Genomic DNA, 14,629 nt, shown 5'->3' on the forward strand with positions numbered 1-14,629 from the left:
CCTCAGGCGGCGGCCCGCATCTCCGCGGCGCCGCCGGCCTGCGAATAGAGGGCCTCCAGCCGGGCCACCACCGGGTTGCGGATGATCTGGTAGGTCTCGAAGCGGTGCACCGCGGCCAGGTCGGTCCCCGCCACCAGCTTCAGCAGGTGGCTCATGCCCGACACCTCGTCGCCGCCCGCCAGGTCCACCTGGGCGGGATCGCCGGTCACCACCAGCCGCCCGTTGCGGCCGATGCGTGTGGCGGCCATGCGCATCTTGCCCACCGTCATGTTCTGGGCCTCGTCCACCAACAGCATGCTGTCGTTGAAGGTGCGCCCACGCATCCGCCCGAGCGGCATCACCTCGATCATCCCGCGCTCGGTGAGCTGGTGGATCTCGTCGTGGCCGATCAGCTGGCGCAGCTCGTCCTCGATGGGGGTGAGCTGTTCGTCATAGGCGGTCTCGGCCCGCAGGGCCGCCGTCATGGTCTCGCCCTCCAGCATCACCCGGGGCCGGGTCATCACCAGGTGCTTGATCCGCCCCTCCGCCAGCAGGCTCAGGCCGGCGGCTATGGCCAGGTGGGTCTTGCCGGTGCCGGTGGGGCCGACCCCGAAGATCAGGGACCGCTCGGAGAACAGCAGGGTGTTCATGAACCCCACCTGGCTCAGCGACATCGGCCGGACAGCCTGGCTGATCCCCTTGAGCCGGTAGGCCAGGTCGAACTTCAGGGCGTGGCCGATGGCGGCGTCGATCGCCGCCTCCACCAGACCCTCGTGGCCGCCCTCGGTGCGCAGCAGCTCGGCGATCTTCTCGAGGATGGCCGCCGCCAGGGTCACGGCGATCTCGTCGCCGGCCAGGGCCAGGGCGTCCGGACGCGGCGAGACCTGCACATGATAGGGCCGCAGGGCCTGCTCGATGCGCCGGATCGGTGTCCCCTGCCCGACCACCAGGCGCTCGATAAGCTGTGGCGCCAGGCTGACGACCTTGGATGCGGCCGCCTGGGTGGGGTCGTGATGCAACTCCAAGTCAATCTCCGGGCGCCGCTACAACGGATCAGCGTCAGCAACCTAGCCTCGAAGACTCAAGATAGACTTAAATCACCACGACGAACTCCCACCCAAAGACCTGCGAATACCATCTATAACGTGCAAACCTCAATCAGAGCGGCGCCCCGTATCGAGGAAGTCCCGCGCGCTGAAGTCCTTCGGCGGCGCAACCTCCACGATTGGATCGTCCCGGTCGTCGAACTCCAGGCGCAGGGCCCGGCTCATCACCGCATGCATGTCGTAAAGACAGGTGATGTAGGTCAGCTCCAGGATCTGCTCGTCGTCCAGGAAGGTCCTCAGGGCCGCGAACACCGGCTCGGGCGTGCGTCCGCCCTGCAGCACCAGGCAGTCGGCATAGGCCAGGACCGCGCGTTCCTCCGGCGTGTAGCAGTCGGCCACCTGCCAGTGTGGCACCGCGGCGATCCGGTCCTCCGACACCTTCAGGCCGCGCAGCGACTTGCAGTGCTGAGAGAAGACGAACTGGCTGCCGCGGGCCCAGCCGGCCCGGGTCTGGGCCAGTTCCCGCAGCACCGGGTTCAGCTTGCGGTCGGGCGTGCGGTAGAGGGCGAAGCCCTGGTTGGCGTGCCTCAGGATGTCGGGGCTGTTGGCGAACACCGTCCACCAGTCGCCGGCCGTGCCCGTCGCAGTCCCCGGCGCGGCCACCGGGTCGCGGTCGCCGAACAACAGGTCGTAGGTCTTGGTGACCACCTCGGAGGTGGCCTCGGCGCGGGAGATCTGCTTCAGGCGGGGCATCAGACTTCCACCGCCGCGCCCGCCGGCTCGTGGGCCACGTCCTCGGGACCGAAACCCTTCGTCCAGGCCGCGAACTCCAGCATGATCCCGTTGGGATCGGTGAAATAGACCGAGCGGACGAAGACCCCCGGATGCAGCTCGGCGGCCACGCCGGCGGGGCTGTCGTCATGGTTCACCACCATGGGCAGGACCTCGACGCCGGCCGCCTGCAACCGCTTGATGCTGTCCTGCAGGTCGTCGGAGTCCATATCGAAGGCCACGTGGTTCATGGAGCCCACCGCCGACTTCGGGCTCTGCGGGAACTTGGCCACCGAGGCGATCCCCGGCGCCGCGGCCGGCGTCTCCGGCCACCAGAAGAAGGCCACGCTGGCCCCGCCCCCACAGTCGAAGAAGAAGTGCTGGCCGCCGTCCGGCAGGGCGATGGTCTTGGTCAGCGGCATGCCCAGCACGTCGCGGTAGAACCTGACGGTCTCCCCCATGTCGCGGCAGACGAGCGCCAGGTGATTGATGCCTTTGGTACGCATGGACGCCTCCTCAGAAGGTGAGAACGATCTTTCCGAAATGCTCGCCGCCGGCCATGGCGGCGAAGGCCGCCCCGGCGTCCGTGAAGGGGAACACCTTGTCCACGACCGGCGAGATGCGATGCAGCTCCAGGGCCCGGCACATGGCCTCGAACATCTCCCGCGAGCCCACCGACAGGCCCTGGAGGCGCGCCGAATTGCTGATCAGGGCGCCGGGATTGACCCCCTCGCCGGCCCCGGCCACCACCCCGATGATGGCGATGTGGCCGTTGATGCGGATAGCCCTCAGGCTCTGGTGGATGGTGCCCGCGCCGCCGACCTCCATGACGAAGTCGGCCCCCACCCCGCCGGTGGCCGCGCGCACGGCCTTGGCCCACTCGGGATCGGTCCTGTAGTTGTGCAGGTGGTCGGCGCCCAGCGCCTTGGCCCGGGCCAGCTTCTCGTCGGAGGACGAGGTGATGAAGGTGCGGTAGCCCGCCGCGTGGGCGAACTGCAGGCCGAAGATCGAGACCCCGCCGGTGCCCTGCAGGACCACGGTGTCGCCCGGCTCCAGGCGGGCGTCCTCGAACAGGCCACGCCAGGCGGTCAGCGCCGCGCAGGGCAAGGTGGCCACCTGCTGGTCCGTCAGATAGGCCGGGACCTTGGAGACGCCTTCCTGGCTGAACAGCTGCAGTTCCGCGCCGGCGCCGGGGATCGGGAAGCCCAGGGACGAGGACAGCTTCTCCAGGGTGGGGCGGCCCGATTGCCAGTTCTGGAAGAACAGGGTGGCGATACGGTCGCCCACCGCCACCCGGGTCACGCCCGGCCCCACGGCCTCCACCACGCCGCAGCCGTCGGAGAACGGGGTGATGGTCCCCGCCTGGCCGGAGCCGCGGCTGTACATGCCGTTGATCATCAGCAGGTCGCGATAGTTCAGCGACACCGCCCTCATGCGCACCAGGACCTGGCCGTGGCCGGGGGTCGGGTCGTCGCGCTCCACCACCGCGATCTGATCGGCGCCCCAGGGTGCGGTCACTTCCAGCGCGCGCATCGGCGGTTCCTCCCGTCCGTGTTTTGACGCCATAGTCGCCCCATCCGGCCGGGCTGCAAGACTGTCGTGGCGTCACCCGCCATCCCGTCGCCACATCGCCGGGCCAGTGTCGTGTTCATGACTCATCCCCGCCTGCTGGTCTGCGGCTTCGGATCCTTTCCAGCCGCCCCTCGCAACCCCGCCGCCGCCGTGGTCGAGGCCCTGGCGCAGGAGGCCTGGTCGCCGCAGGGCGTCGGACTGGACTGCCTGTGCCTGCCGGTGGCCTGGACCGGATCGGTGGAGGCGGTCCAGGCGGCCCTGGGGGCGCGGCCGGCTGATGCGGTGCTGGTGGTGGGGGTCGCCACCGAGGCGGACGCCTTCCGGGTGGAGACCCTGGCCCGCAACCGCGCCGCCCGCGCCAAGCCCGACCATGCTGGCGCGACCTGGGAGGGCTCGGTCATCCGGTCCGACGGGCCGGGCGCCCTGGCCTCGACCGCCCCGACCGAGGACATGCTGGGCGCCCTGATCGGCGCCAACCTCGCCGCGCGGCTGTCCGACGACGCCGGCGACTATCTCTGCAACTTCACCCTCTACCGGCTGCTGGCGGAGGCCGCGGCGCCGTCGGTGGGCTTCCTGCACGTGCCCCAGGCCCGCGAGTTCTCCGACCAGGCCACCACCTCCTTGGCCGAGATCGACCAGGCGGTGCGCGCCAGTGTCCGGGCCATGGCCGACGCCCTCAGTCGTCCAGCCGCCGAACGCCGTAGAGCCTGAGCGCCCCGGCCAGGCCCGCCAGCGACATGGCCGCCATGACGAAATAGCCCTTGGCCCCGAAGCTGTCGAAAAGCGCGCCGGAGACGATGGTGGCCACCCCGCTCAACACCCCGCCCGACAGGGCCGAATTGATGGTCTGAGCCGCCGAGGCGTTGGCGGGCCGCGACAGGCGGTCCACCAGTTGCAGGGATCCCATGAAGGTCGCCGCATAGGTCAGGGTGTGCAGGGCCTGGATGGGGAAGACGAGCCAGAGCGGCGGCGACATCGCCAGGGCGCCCCAGCGGACGACCGCGGCCACACCGCCCAGGACCAGCAGGTTGCGCGCCCCGAACCGACGCCGCCAAGGCTCCATGAACCACAGGAAGGCCACCTCGACCCCGACCCCGACGCCCCAGAGCACGCCGGTCAACTGCTCTGGAATCCCCTGGTTGCGCCAGGCCAGGGTGGAGAAGGAATAGTAGAAGGCGTGCGCCGACTGGATCAGGCCCGCGGAAATCACCACCAGCATGAAGTCCTTGTCGCGGAACAGCTCCCCGAGCCCCGCCATGCGCTCCGACAGGGCCGCGACCCCGCCCCCGGCGCGGACCGGATCGGGGGGCAGCAGGTATCGCGCGCCGATGGCCACGGCGAGGGCGGCCAGGGTGATCCAGACCAGCACGAGCTCGGGCGAGCCGCGGGCCAGGATCAGGCCCATGCCCACATTGGCGATGATGAAGGCCACCGACCCCATGCCCCGCGGCCAGCCATAGTTGAAACCGTCCCTCTGGGACCTGGCCAGGACCACGACGTCGGTCAGGGGCCCCACGGTCGCGTACATGGTCGAGGCGATGAACCAGAGCCCGAACCACCAGGCGAAACCGAAGGGCGCGGCCAGCAGGCCGTAGCCGATCGCCATCGCCACCCCCATCAGGATCAGGGGGGTCCGGCGCAGGGAGAAGCTGTCGGCCCACATTGCCAGCAGGGGCGCGGTGAAGGTCCGCGCCAGCAGCGGCGCCGACAGGATCAGGCCGATCTGGGCCCCGCTCAGGCCGCGGTGGTCGAACCAGACCGGAATGTAGGGCGAGGCCGCGCCGCCCCCGATGAAGATGGCTCCGTAGAACAGACCAAGGCGCACCGTCTGGGACATGGCCCAGCCACGCCTAGCGCGAGTCGGGCCGGCTTTTCCCGATTGCGCAATCGGTAGCGCGAAGTGATCGCGTCAGCCCTTCCGCACCGACGCGCAAGCGTGTAGCCGCAGGGGACGATGACCGAGAAACTCCGCGCCGCCAGCGTCTCCGAACTGCTCGAGCTGATCGGCCAGGGGAAGTCGCGCAAGGTGTCGGTGGCCGACATCCTGGAGACCTTCGGCGACCGCGCCTTCGGGGCCCTGATCTTCGTCTTCGCCGCCCCCCTGGTCCTGCCCATGCCTCCCGGGATTTCGGCCATCCTCGGGGCGCCGCTGGCCTTCATCACCGCCCAGTGGATGCTCGGCCGCCGGACCCTTTGGCTGCCCAAGGCCCTGCTGGCGCGAACCATGAGCATGAGCGACTTCCGCAGTCTCTGCGCCAAGCTCACGCCGCACCTGGAGAAGATCGAGCGGCGGCTGAAGCCCCGGCTCACCTTCATGTACAACCGCTTCGGCGACCGGCTGATGGGGGCCATCTGCTTCTCGCTGTCGATCGTGGTCTTCCTGCCGATCCCCTTCGGCAACATGTTGCCCTCCTTCGCCATCGCCGCCTTCGCCATCGGCGCCGCCGAGCGGGACGGCTATGCGGCGATCATCGGCTGGGTGATGGCCGCGGTGAGCATCATCGTGCTGGGGGTGCTGTCCAAGGCGATCATCGCCGCCGTCGTGGCCTTCTTCGCCACCCTGCTGGGGATGTTCTGACCGCCTATTTCTGGCGCGAGCGGAACAGCACCGGCCATTCCTCCCCCGGCAGGCCCCGGCACTCGGACATTTCGATCTGCTCGGAGACGCGGAAGGCCCGGCCGTCCCAGACCCAGGAATTCATCCCGCCGCAGTCGGCGATGCCCCGTCCCTTCTCGAAGTTGCTCAGGGTCTGGCTCTCGGGATCGAAGTCGACGTTCATCAGCAGGTGGGTGGTCGAACCGTCCAGGTTGGGGATCGCCGCGCGGCGCACATGGCCGCCCTTCTCGTCGGCCAGCAGGAAACCGTAAATCTCATTGTAGGCGCCCCGGTAGCAGAGCTCTCCGTACAGGACGACGCCAGGTGAGAGGCGGGCGATGATGGGGGCGTAGTCCTCCGAGGGCAGGCCCTGGTCGCAATCCTCCCCGAGCAGGGCCCGCATGCCGGGCAGCAGCGTGTCGGGCAGCCCGTCCTGCGACACCGCGCGGGCCGGCCGGACCAGGGGCGGCGCAGGCGGCGGCGGCACGGCGGAGGCCGGCTTCGGCCCGGCCGCCACCAGGGCGGTGACGGTGCCGACCCGCCGTTGCTGCTCGTCCATCCAGCGCAGGGCGGCCACGCTGCCGCTCAGCAGCACCTCGCCTCGCCCCGGCGCCAGGCTCAGGCGCGACCCGTTGCGAACGGCCGCCAGCAGGGCGCGCGCCTGCGGCGCCGTCAGCACGACCTCGGCGTTGCCCTTGGCCCGGGGGGTGAGACCGGGGACGGGCTTGCCATCCACCCGGACGGCCCAAGCCGTGCCCGGCCCGTTCTCGCCTAGCATGACCAGCTTGATCCTGGGCGGCGCCGCCGCGGCGGCCGGCCGGTCAAGCCGCAGGAAGGGCTGTTCCTCCGAGTCCTCCGCCGAGAAACCGATGGCGGCGCAGTTGCGGGTGTTGTCGCAGACCACCGTCCAGTCCTGGAAGCTCTTGCTCGCCGCCTGGGCTGTGGTCGCCACCAATGCGCCCAGCAGGGCCCCGATCATCGCCTTCATCGCCCGCTCCCGGTTGCCGAGTCCCCCGCGGAGCGTAAGGTCTGACCAAGCCATGGCAATTGGCGAACTGAGGGACACCGATGAGCCGACCCAACAGCCGAGACCGCGCGTTGCGCGAACGCGCCGCCGCGGTGATCCCCGGCGGCATGTATGGCCACCAGGCCGTGGGCCTGCTGCCGGACGACTATCCGCAGTTCTTCGCCCGCGGCGAGGGCGCCCACCTCTGGGACGTCGACGGCAATCGCTATCTCGACTTCATGTGCGCCTACGGCCCCAACCTGTTCGGCTACGCCAATCCCGAGATCGACGCGGCCTATGTCCGTCAGCTCGGCCTGGGCGACACCCTGACCGGCCCCACGGAGCTGATGGTCCGCCTGGCCGAGGAGATGGTCGCCCTGGTGAGCCACGCCGACTGGGCGATCTTCTGCAAGAACGGCACGGACGCCACCTCCATGGCGCTCTCCACCGCCCGCCAGCACACCCGGCGCAAGACCATCATCCGGGCCAAGGGCGCCTATCACGGGGCGGCGACCTGGTGCGTGAACCGCCCGGCGGGCACGGTGCCCAGCGACCAGGCCCACCAGATCTTCTGCGACTACAACGACGTGGCCAGCCTGGAGGCCGCCGCCGCCCAGGCCGGCGACGACCTGGCCGCGATCTTCGCCGCCCCCTTCAAGCACGACGCCTTCATCGACCAGGCCGAGCCGGACCTGGCCTATGCGCGGCTGGCCCGTGAGATCTGCGATCGCACTGGAGCCCTGCTGATCGTCGATGAGGTGCGGGCCGGCCTGCGGTTGTCGAGGGACCTTTCCTGGTCGCGGATCGGGGTGGCGCCGGACCTGTCCACCTGGGGCAAGTGCCTGGCCAACGGTCATCCGATCTCGATGATGCTGGGCGCCGAAAGGGCCAAGAAGGCCGCGACCCAGATCTATGTCACCGGTTCGTTCTGGTTCCAGGCCGCCCCCATGGCCGCGGCCCTGGAGACCCTGCGCCTGGTGCGCGACACCGACTATCTGGAACGCCTCCAGACCCTGGGCGACCGGCTAGCCGATGGCCTGCGCGAGCGCGCCCAGGCGGCGGGCTTCGGCTTCCGGGTCTCAGGCCCCGTGCAGATGCCGCTCTTCCTGTTCGACGACGATCCGGACCTCAGGAAGGGCTTCTGCTGGTCCAGCGAGATGCTGAACCGCGGGGTCTACGTCCACCCCTGGCACAACATGTTCATGTGCGCGGCGATGACGGAGGCCGACATCGACGCGGCCCTCGACGCCGCCGAGGGGGCCTTCGCGGTGCTGAAGCGCCAGGCCCCCAGCCTCGAACCCGTCGCCAAGATGAGCTTCCTCATGCCCGCAGGCCAAAGGTAGGACCATGTCGTTTCCCGAGTATTCCGAGTTCGACGGTCTGGGCCTGGCCGCCCTGGTGGCCAAGGGCGAGGTGAGCCCCCTGGAGCTGGTGGACGCCGCCATCGAGCGGATCGATCGCCACAACGGCGCGCTCAACGCGGTGGTCCACACCGCCTATGACGAGGCCGCGCGCGGGCCAAGGGTCCCCTGCCCGACGGCCCTTTCAAGGGCGTGCCCTTCCTGATCAAGGACCTGGCCATGCCGGTGGCGGGATGGCCCCGGACCTCGGGCAGCCGCTTCGCCGCCGACATCGTCGACGCAGAGGACGGCGGCCTGACGCGCCGCTATCGCGAGACCGGCGTCATCCCGCTCGGCAAGACCAACACCCCGGAATACGGCATCACCGGGACGACGGAGTCGGCCCTACTGGGCCCCTGCCGCAATCCCTGGAACCCCCACCACATCTCCGGCGGCTCCTCCGGGGGGTCGGCCTCGGCGGTGGCGGCCGGCATGGTGCCCATGGCCCACGCCAGCGACGGGCTGGGGTCGATCCGCATCCCCGCGGCCTGCTGCGGCCTGGTGGGCCTCAAGGTCACCCGCGACCGCAATCCGAACCTGCCCGACGGCTTCGACTATGCGGCCGGCTTCGTGGTTGACCATGTGGTGACCCGCACCGTGAGCGACTCCGCGGCCATGCTGGACGCCACCGGCCGGCCCGAGCCCGGCGCCCCCTACCCCGCCCCGCCCAAAACCCGGCCCTATATGGAGGAGGTGGAGACCCACCCGGGCCGGCTGCGGATCGCCTGGTCCTCGGAGACCGCCTCGGGCCGGCCCATCGATCCGGAGATTCAGGCGGCCCTCGAACGCACCGCCGAGCAGCTCAAGGCCCTGGGCCACGACGTCTTCCCGCGCGGGCTCGGCATCGACTACCGCGCCCTCTACGCCGCCCGCGGACCGGTAAGCGGCGCCAACTTCGCCGCCGGCATGGCCCGGCTGATCGACGAGATCGGCCGCGAACCCGAACCCCACGAACTGGAGCCCCTGACCTGGGCGTCCCTGAAGGGCGGCCGCAAGGTGACCGGCGCCGACGCCTTCCGCGCCCTGCAGGAGCTGCGGATGCTCAATCGCAGGACCCTGGCGGCCTTCGAGGACATCGACGTCTATCTCTGTCCGGTGATGGGGACGCCGGTGCCGGAGATCGGCTTCATCGACCCGGTCAATCTGGAGCCCAAGGAGGTGAACCGCCGCCAGGGCGCGGCCTTCCCCTTCACGCCGCCGATGAACTTCTCCGGCCAGCCCTCGATCTCCCTGCCCCTGGAAATGTCGGAGAGCGGCCTGCCCATCGGCATGATGTTCAGTTCCCGCTACGCCGACGAAGCCACCCTCTTCCGCCTGGCCGCGCAACTTGAGAAGGAAGTCCCCTGGAAGGGCCGCCGTCCGCGGCTCTGGGGATAGATTCATGAGCGCCTGGTTTCGTCTGGCCGCCATCGGCGGCTTCCTCTGCGTGGGCTTCGGCGCCTTCGCCGCCCATGGGATCACCGATCCCAAGGCCCAGGAGTGGCTGAAGACCGGCGCCGTCTACGGCTTTGTCCATATGCTGGCGCTGTTCGCCGCCGGCCAGCGATCCGGCCGGGGCGCGGCCCTGGCGCCGCCGCTGTTCCTGGCGGGCCTGGCGCTGTTCTCAGGCTCGCTGTGGGCCATGGGCCTGGGCGCGCCGCGCTGGTTCGGGGCGATCACGCCCCTCGGAGGTCTGGCCTTCATGGCCGGGTGGGCGGCCCTGGCCTGGAGCCGACCTAGGTCCGCCTAGGCAGGGCCAGCAGGCGCAGGGCGAGGGCCGAACCGATCAGGGCCACGAGCATGGTCAGCGCCATGGGCCGGGGCGTGCCGTCGTGCAGGATGCCGGTGAGCCCCGAGGCGAGGGCCCCGACCCCGAAGGATGCGCCGCCCATCAGGGCCGAGACCGAGCCCGCGCGGCGGGTGTCGACGTTCAGGGCGCCGGCCATGGTGTTGCCTTGCATGAAGCCATAGGTCCCCAGGAGCAGGAACAGCAGCGGCATGACCGTCCAGCCGCCGCCGAGGCCGCTCACCGCGGCCAGCGAAAGTAGGGCCGCCGCCGCCACCGAGGCGAGACTGGCGGTGGCCAGCACCTCGTCCGGTGTCCAGCGCCGCAGCAGGTAGCGGTTGATCTGGCTCGACCCGATGATCGCCGCGGCGTTCACCCCGAACAGGATCGGAAACACGGTGGGCGAGGCGCCATAGGTCCCCATCAGCAGGTCCGGGGCGCTGGAGATATAGGTGAACAGGGTCGCCCCGTTCAGGGCGCCGGCCAGGGCGTATCCCACCAGGCGCGGCTGGCGGATCAGGGCGAGATAGGCGCCGAAGGGGCTCTCAGAGCGCGCCTGGGCCAGGGTCTCGGCCGAGCGCGACTCGGTCATCCGCCACAGGGCGAAGCCACCCACCGTCAGGCCGAACAGCACCAGGAACCAGAAGTTCAGCCGCCAGCCGCCGAGCACCAGCAGGGCCGCCCCCAGCATGGGCGCCAGGATCGGCGCCAGACCCATGATCAGGGTCATCAGGGACAGCATCCGCGCCGTCTCGGTGTGATTGAAGCGGTCGCGGATCACCGCCCGGGCCACCACCCCGCCGGCGCAGCCGCCCAGGGCCTGGACGAACCGCGCCCCGATCAGCATCTCGGGCGTGAAGGCCAGGGCGCAGGCGATGGAGGCCAGGACATAGATCGCAACCCCCGCCACGATCGGCGGGCGGCGGCCGAACCGGTCGGAGGCCGGGCCATAGATGAACTGCCCCACCGCCATGCCGGCGAAGAAGGCCGCCAGCGTCCCCTGGGTCTGGGCGGGGGTGGCGTGCAGATCGAGGCCGATCGCCGGCAGACTTGAGAGGTACATGTCGATCGACATCGGCGCGAAGCCGGTCAGCGACCCCAAGAGGATCACCAGCCCCCAGGGGGTCTTCTCTGGCGCGCGCCGGGCTGTGGGATCGCTCATGGCCCCTTCTAGCCCGGTTCGGCGAGCTGAGAACCGCCAAGGCTTGCCTTACGCTTAAGGAAGCCCCGCATGATGGGCGAAACGCTCAAGGAAACGCCGCCATGTCCGCCCTCGCCCGCCAGATGCCGCCCGTGCAGCACGCCCAGGTCAACGGAATCGACATGGCCTATTACGAGGTCGGGCCGCGGGGCCAGGGGACGCCGATCGTCTTCTGCCACGGCTTCCCGGAGCTGGCCTTCTCCTGGCGCCATCAGCTCGCCGCGTGCGAGGCGGCCGGCCGCTGGGCCATCGCGCCGGATCAGCGCGGCTATGGCCTGACCTCCCGGCCCGAGGCCGTCACCGACTACGACCTGGAGCACCTGACCGGCGACCTGGTCGGCCTGCTGGACCATCTGGGGGTGGAGAAGGCGGTCTTCTGCGGCCACGACTGGGGCGGCATCGTCACCTGGCAGATGCCGCTGCGGTATCCCGACCGCTGCGCCGGGATCATCGGCCTCAACACCCCCTTCATGCCGCGCGGCCCCTTCGACCCCATCGCGGCCATGCGCATGGCCTTTGGCGAGGAGATGTACATCGTCTGGTTCCAGACGCCGGGCGTGGCCGACGCGGTGCTGGGCGCCGACGTCGACAAGACCATCCGCTTCTTCATGCGCACGCCGGCCGCCCTGGGGGACGTGGAGGCCGGGGCCGGCCTGGACATGTCGACCCCGGCCGCCGAGGGCCAGTCCACCTTCGCCTTTGGGGACGCCATCTCCGCCTGGGACAAGTCCGACACCGCCAACCAACTGCTGACCCCCGACGAACTGGCGGCCTTCGTGGAGAGCTTCGAGGCCACCGGCTTCACCGGCGGCATCAACTGGTACCGCAACTTCACCCGCAACTGGGAGCGCTCAGCCGACCTGCCCACCCGCGTCGACGACATCCCCTGCCTGATGATCATGGCCGAGAAGGACGTGGTGCTCTCGCCCGCCATGGCCGAGGGCATGGAGGCCTATATCGGCGACCTGGAGAAGGCCCTGGTGAAAGATTCCGGGCACTGGACGCAGCAAGAAAAGCCTAAAGAGGTCAATGACCTCATCCTCGGCTGGATGGACCGCCGCTTCCCGCGCTAGATTGGGGGCGATGGAACGCAACACCCCGCCGCCCGCCCTATCCTCCTCGGCCAACCGCAGGGGTCTCTTCCCGGAGAGCGAGCCCTATACCTATGGCTGGCTGCCCACCGGCGGGGAGCACGAGATCTTCTACGAGGCTTGCGGCAATCCGCAGGGCAAGCCCTGCGTCATCCTGCACGGGGGCCCCGGCGGGGCCATCAACCCGACCATGCGGCGGTTCTTCAACCCCGCGAAGTGGAACATGGTGCTGTTCGACCAGCGGGGCTGCGGCAAGTCGCGGCCCAACGCCAGCCTGGAGGACAACACCACCTGGTCGCTGATCGACGACATCGAGCGACTGCGTATCCACCTGGGGATCGAGAAGTGGACGGTGTTCGGCGGCTCCTGGGGGTCGACCCTGGCGCTGGCCTACGCCATCACCCATCCGCAACGGGTCGAGGCCCTGGTGCTGCGCGGAGTCTTCCTGCTCACCCAGAGGGAGTTGCGCTGGTTCTACCAGGACGGCGCCTCCTTCCTGTTCCCCGACGCCTGGCAGAAGTTCCTGGCCCCGATCCCGGAGGCCGAGCGCGGCGACATGGTCAGCGCCTATCACCGCCGCCTGACCCACAAGGACCGCCGCGTCCAGGCCGAGGCCGCCGCGGCCTGGAGCCAGTGGGAGGGCGACACCATCTCCATTCGCGGCCCGGAGGCCCGGCCCTCGAAGTTCAACGAGATCGACTTCGCCATCGCCTTCGCCCGCATCGAATGCCACTTCTTCGCCAATCGCGGCTTCTTCAACGAGGACAACTGGATCCTGAAGAACATCGGCAAGATCCGCGGCATCCCCGGCTGGATCGTCCAGGGCCGCTTCGACGTGGTCACCCCGATGGAAAGCGCCTGGAACCTGAAGACCGCCTGGCCCGAGGCCCGCTTCGAGGTAGTCTGGGACGCCGGCCACGCCTCCACCGAGCCCGGCATCGTCGACGGCCTGGTGCGGGCGACGGACCAGGCCTTCTCGGTCTGACCGCCGGATTCAGCGGAGGGCCATGGCCTTGAATGGCACCGTCACCCAAACCCGCTGATCGCCGTGAACGGCCCCATCAGTTGCCGGCGCGGCGGTGATCCAGCCATCCTCCGCCATCTTGAGCGCCGCGACCCCGAAATCGTAGAGTTGGGGCGACTCCGAGATCCGGACGCAATGGGTCAGACGCCCGTCGTTGGCCGAGGCCATGCACTCAAGGGTCGCTTCCCCACCCACGCCGGCCCGATCAGCCGCCTCCGGATAGTAGGGTCCCGGCCCGCCCAGGCGCCGATAGGCCGCTGGCGTCGGTGAAAACCTGATGTCGCGAGCCAGGGGCGCCAGGGTCGGAGCGCCGCCGGCCGGCGCCGTGAAGCGAAGCGCGACGTCGAACGTCCCGCCGACGGCGGACGCGCCATCCAGCAGAGCGGTCTGCATGCGGAACCGCGAGGCCAGGCCCAGGGCCGCATCGCCAAAGCCTTCGCCAACCGGTTCCTCCGAGACGAGCCTGCAGTCGGCCAGGGCGCCGTCGGCGGTCGCTGTGCAGCGGATTTGCGCCCGACCACCTTGGCCGGCCGCCATGGCCTTGGTCGGATAGGCCGCCGCCATCTGTTGGGCGTCAGGCGCCTCGACCCAGACCGGCTTGTGAGGCTTCGGCGCCGGGGCGCTGGCGATCTGCGGCCCCTCAGCAGGCGAGGGCCTGCGTGGCGGGGGCTCTGCGAGCAACGGCCCCACCACCTTCTCGAAGCTCGCCGCGCTGAAGGATCCCGCCTGGGCGTAGCGGACCACGCCAGCGCGATCGATGACATAGCTGGTGGGCACCGCCCCCCGCACGGTTCCGTAGCCGCCGCCGGTAAGGCGCGCGATCAGCGGGAACGTCAGCTGGGCCGCCAGGGGCTTGAGTTTGGTCGGCGACACGGTGTTGTCGATCGTGATCGCGAAGATCTTCAGGTCGCGGCGCGGATGACGGCGATAATAGTCGTTCAGAACAGGCAGTTCGACCCGGCAGGGGCCGCACCAGGTGGCCCAGTAGTTGAGCACGACGACCTGCCCTCGCAGATCCTCCAACGAGACCTGGTCGCCCCCGAAGGTGACGACCGTGAAGGGCGGCGCCGGCTGCCCCACCTTGGCGCGGGCGGCCACGGCGGGCGCCGCGCTGAAAATCAGAACCAGCGCCCCTAGCGCCACGCCCAAGATGCGAAACATCGGCCACCCCCAAGGCT

At 69.9% G+C, this 14,629-nt stretch carries 16 protein-coding genes; 8 read left to right on the top strand and 8 right to left on the bottom strand.

The window, feature by feature from the left end:
* Window positions 1-2: 2 nt before the first annotated feature.
* The 4 genes from AC1RN5_RS10940 to AC1RN5_RS10955 all read right to left on the bottom strand — a co-directional run bounded on the left by AC1RN5_RS10940 (window position 3) and on the right by AC1RN5_RS10955 (window position 3,329).
* On the bottom strand, window positions 3-1,004 hold the full coding sequence (locus AC1RN5_RS10940) for a PhoH family protein (RefSeq protein ID WP_493041179.1): 1,002 nt from the start codon (window positions 1,002-1,004) through the stop codon (window positions 3-5).
* Between the two features lie 129 nt (window positions 1,005-1,133).
* Window positions 1,134-1,778: a carboxymuconolactone decarboxylase family protein gene (locus AC1RN5_RS10945; protein WP_493041180.1), complete on the bottom strand. Its 645-nt coding sequence runs from the start codon at window positions 1,776-1,778 to the stop codon at window positions 1,134-1,136.
* A complete protein-coding gene (locus AC1RN5_RS10950; RefSeq protein WP_421930999.1) occupies window positions 1,778-2,302 on the bottom strand; it encodes a VOC family protein in 525 nt (174 codons plus the stop codon). Before AC1RN5_RS10950 ends, AC1RN5_RS10945 begins: the two co-directional genes overlap by 1 nt.
* Before the next feature lie 10 nt (window positions 2,303-2,312).
* Window positions 2,313-3,329 carry a zinc-dependent alcohol dehydrogenase family protein gene (locus tag AC1RN5_RS10955; RefSeq protein WP_493041181.1) on the bottom strand — a complete coding sequence of 339 codons (1,017 nt, stop codon included), beginning with the start codon at window positions 3,327-3,329 and terminating at the stop codon, window positions 2,313-2,315.
* 117 nt (window positions 3,330-3,446) lie between these two features.
* Here AC1RN5_RS10955 and AC1RN5_RS10960 point away from each other — a divergent pair, with 117 nt between their 5' ends.
* Window positions 3,447-4,079: a pyroglutamyl-peptidase I gene (locus tag AC1RN5_RS10960; RefSeq protein WP_493041182.1), complete on the top strand. Its 633-nt coding sequence runs from the start codon at window positions 3,447-3,449 to the stop codon at window positions 4,077-4,079.
* On the opposite strand, the gene AC1RN5_RS10965 is transcribed toward AC1RN5_RS10960, so the two are convergent.
* Window positions 4,045-5,205: an MFS transporter gene (locus AC1RN5_RS10965; protein ID WP_493041183.1), complete on the bottom strand. Its 1,161-nt coding sequence runs from the start codon at window positions 5,203-5,205 to the stop codon at window positions 4,045-4,047. The genes AC1RN5_RS10960 and AC1RN5_RS10965 overlap by 35 nt on opposite strands.
* Window positions 5,206-5,322: 117 nt before the next feature.
* On the opposite strand from AC1RN5_RS10965, the gene AC1RN5_RS10970 reads away from it, so the two are divergent.
* Window positions 5,323-5,946, top strand: a complete 624-nt coding sequence (locus AC1RN5_RS10970) for an exopolysaccharide biosynthesis protein (protein WP_421930995.1) — start codon at window positions 5,323-5,325, stop codon at window positions 5,944-5,946.
* Between the two features lie 4 nt (window positions 5,947-5,950).
* On the opposite strand, the gene AC1RN5_RS10975 is transcribed toward AC1RN5_RS10970, so the two are convergent.
* Entirely contained in the window at window positions 5,951-6,952 is a 1,002-nt protein-coding gene (locus AC1RN5_RS10975; protein WP_493041184.1) for a DUF1176 domain-containing protein, read from the bottom strand.
* A gap of 80 nt (window positions 6,953-7,032) precedes the next feature.
* Here AC1RN5_RS10975 and AC1RN5_RS10980 point away from each other — a divergent pair, with 80 nt between their 5' ends.
* The 4 genes from AC1RN5_RS10980 to AC1RN5_RS10995 are packed head-to-tail and all read left to right on the top strand — an operon-like array spanning window position 7,033 to window position 10,099.
* Complete coding sequence (locus tag AC1RN5_RS10980; protein WP_493041185.1) at window positions 7,033-8,313, top strand: aminotransferase class III-fold pyridoxal phosphate-dependent enzyme; 1,281 nt, start codon at window positions 7,033-7,035, stop codon at window positions 8,311-8,313.
* Window positions 8,314-8,317: 4 nt separating this feature from the next.
* Entirely contained in the window at window positions 8,318-8,536 is a 219-nt protein-coding gene (locus AC1RN5_RS10985; RefSeq protein ID WP_493041186.1) for a hypothetical protein, read from the top strand.
* Window positions 8,524-9,747, top strand: coding sequence for an amidase (locus AC1RN5_RS10990; protein ID WP_493041187.1), 1,224 nt, complete (start codon window positions 8,524-8,526; stop codon window positions 9,745-9,747). Before AC1RN5_RS10985 ends, AC1RN5_RS10990 begins: the two co-directional genes overlap by 13 nt.
* A gap of 4 nt (window positions 9,748-9,751) precedes the next feature.
* A complete protein-coding gene (locus AC1RN5_RS10995) occupies window positions 9,752-10,099 on the top strand; it encodes a DUF423 domain-containing protein (protein WP_493041188.1) in 348 nt (115 codons plus the stop codon).
* Here the strand turns inward: AC1RN5_RS10995 and AC1RN5_RS11000 are convergent.
* Complete coding sequence (locus tag AC1RN5_RS11000) at window positions 10,086-11,297, bottom strand: multidrug effflux MFS transporter (RefSeq protein WP_493041189.1); 1,212 nt, start codon at window positions 11,295-11,297, stop codon at window positions 10,086-10,088. The two genes, AC1RN5_RS10995 and AC1RN5_RS11000, sit on opposite strands and share 14 nt — an antisense overlap.
* Window positions 11,298-11,398: 101 nt before the next feature.
* On the opposite strand from AC1RN5_RS11000, the gene AC1RN5_RS11005 reads away from it, so the two are divergent.
* Window positions 11,399-12,409: an alpha/beta fold hydrolase gene (locus tag AC1RN5_RS11005; RefSeq protein ID WP_493041190.1), complete on the top strand. Its 1,011-nt coding sequence runs from the start codon at window positions 11,399-11,401 to the stop codon at window positions 12,407-12,409.
* 10 nt (window positions 12,410-12,419) lie between these two features.
* On the top strand, window positions 12,420-13,412 hold the full coding sequence (pip, locus tag AC1RN5_RS11010) for a prolyl aminopeptidase (RefSeq protein ID WP_493041191.1): 993 nt from the start codon (window positions 12,420-12,422) through the stop codon (window positions 13,410-13,412).
* A gap of 9 nt (window positions 13,413-13,421) precedes the next feature.
* On the opposite strand, the gene AC1RN5_RS11015 is transcribed toward pip, so the two are convergent.
* Window positions 13,422-14,612, bottom strand: coding sequence for a TonB family protein (locus AC1RN5_RS11015; protein WP_493041192.1), 1,191 nt, complete (start codon window positions 14,610-14,612; stop codon window positions 13,422-13,424).
* Between the last annotated feature and the right edge of the window lie 17 nt (window positions 14,613-14,629).

The sequence above is a fragment of the Phenylobacterium sp. GW821-FHT12F10 genome, assembly GCF_058806695.1.

Bases quoted from the DNA above. Each gene is read 5' to 3' on its own strand.
- AC1RN5_RS10945 (WP_493041180.1), bottom strand. From the start codon at position 1,778: ATGCCCCGCCTGAAGCAGATCTCCCGCGCCGAGGCCACCTCCGAGGTG.
- AC1RN5_RS10950 (WP_421930999.1), bottom strand. From the start codon at position 2,302: ATGCGTACCAAAGGCATCAATCACCTGGCGCTCGTCTGCCGCGACATG.
- AC1RN5_RS10955 (WP_493041181.1), bottom strand. From the start codon at position 3,329: ATGCGCGCGCTGGAAGTGACCGCACCCTGGGGCGCCGATCAGATCGCG.
- AC1RN5_RS10960 (WP_493041182.1), top strand. From the start codon at position 3,447: ATGACTCATCCCCGCCTGCTGGTCTGCGGCTTCGGATCCTTTCCAGCC.
- AC1RN5_RS10965 (WP_493041183.1), bottom strand. From the start codon at position 5,205: ATGTCCCAGACGGTGCGCCTTGGTCTGTTCTACGGAGCCATCTTCATC.
- AC1RN5_RS10970 (WP_421930995.1), top strand. From the start codon at position 5,323: ATGACCGAGAAACTCCGCGCCGCCAGCGTCTCCGAACTGCTCGAGCTG.
- AC1RN5_RS10975 (WP_493041184.1), bottom strand. From the start codon at position 6,952: ATGAAGGCGATGATCGGGGCCCTGCTGGGCGCATTGGTGGCGACCACA.
- AC1RN5_RS10980 (WP_493041185.1), top strand. From the start codon at position 7,033: ATGAGCCGACCCAACAGCCGAGACCGCGCGTTGCGCGAACGCGCCGCC.
- AC1RN5_RS10985 (WP_493041186.1), top strand. From the start codon at position 8,318: ATGTCGTTTCCCGAGTATTCCGAGTTCGACGGTCTGGGCCTGGCCGCC.
- AC1RN5_RS10995 (WP_493041188.1), top strand. From the start codon at position 9,752: ATGAGCGCCTGGTTTCGTCTGGCCGCCATCGGCGGCTTCCTCTGCGTG.
- AC1RN5_RS11000 (WP_493041189.1), bottom strand. From the start codon at position 11,297: ATGAGCGATCCCACAGCCCGGCGCGCGCCAGAGAAGACCCCCTGGGGG.
- AC1RN5_RS11005 (WP_493041190.1), top strand. From the start codon at position 11,399: ATGTCCGCCCTCGCCCGCCAGATGCCGCCCGTGCAGCACGCCCAGGTC.
- pip (WP_493041191.1), top strand. From the start codon at position 12,420: ATGGAACGCAACACCCCGCCGCCCGCCCTATCCTCCTCGGCCAACCGC.
- AC1RN5_RS11015 (WP_493041192.1), bottom strand. From the start codon at position 14,612: ATGTTTCGCATCTTGGGCGTGGCGCTAGGGGCGCTGGTTCTGATTTTC.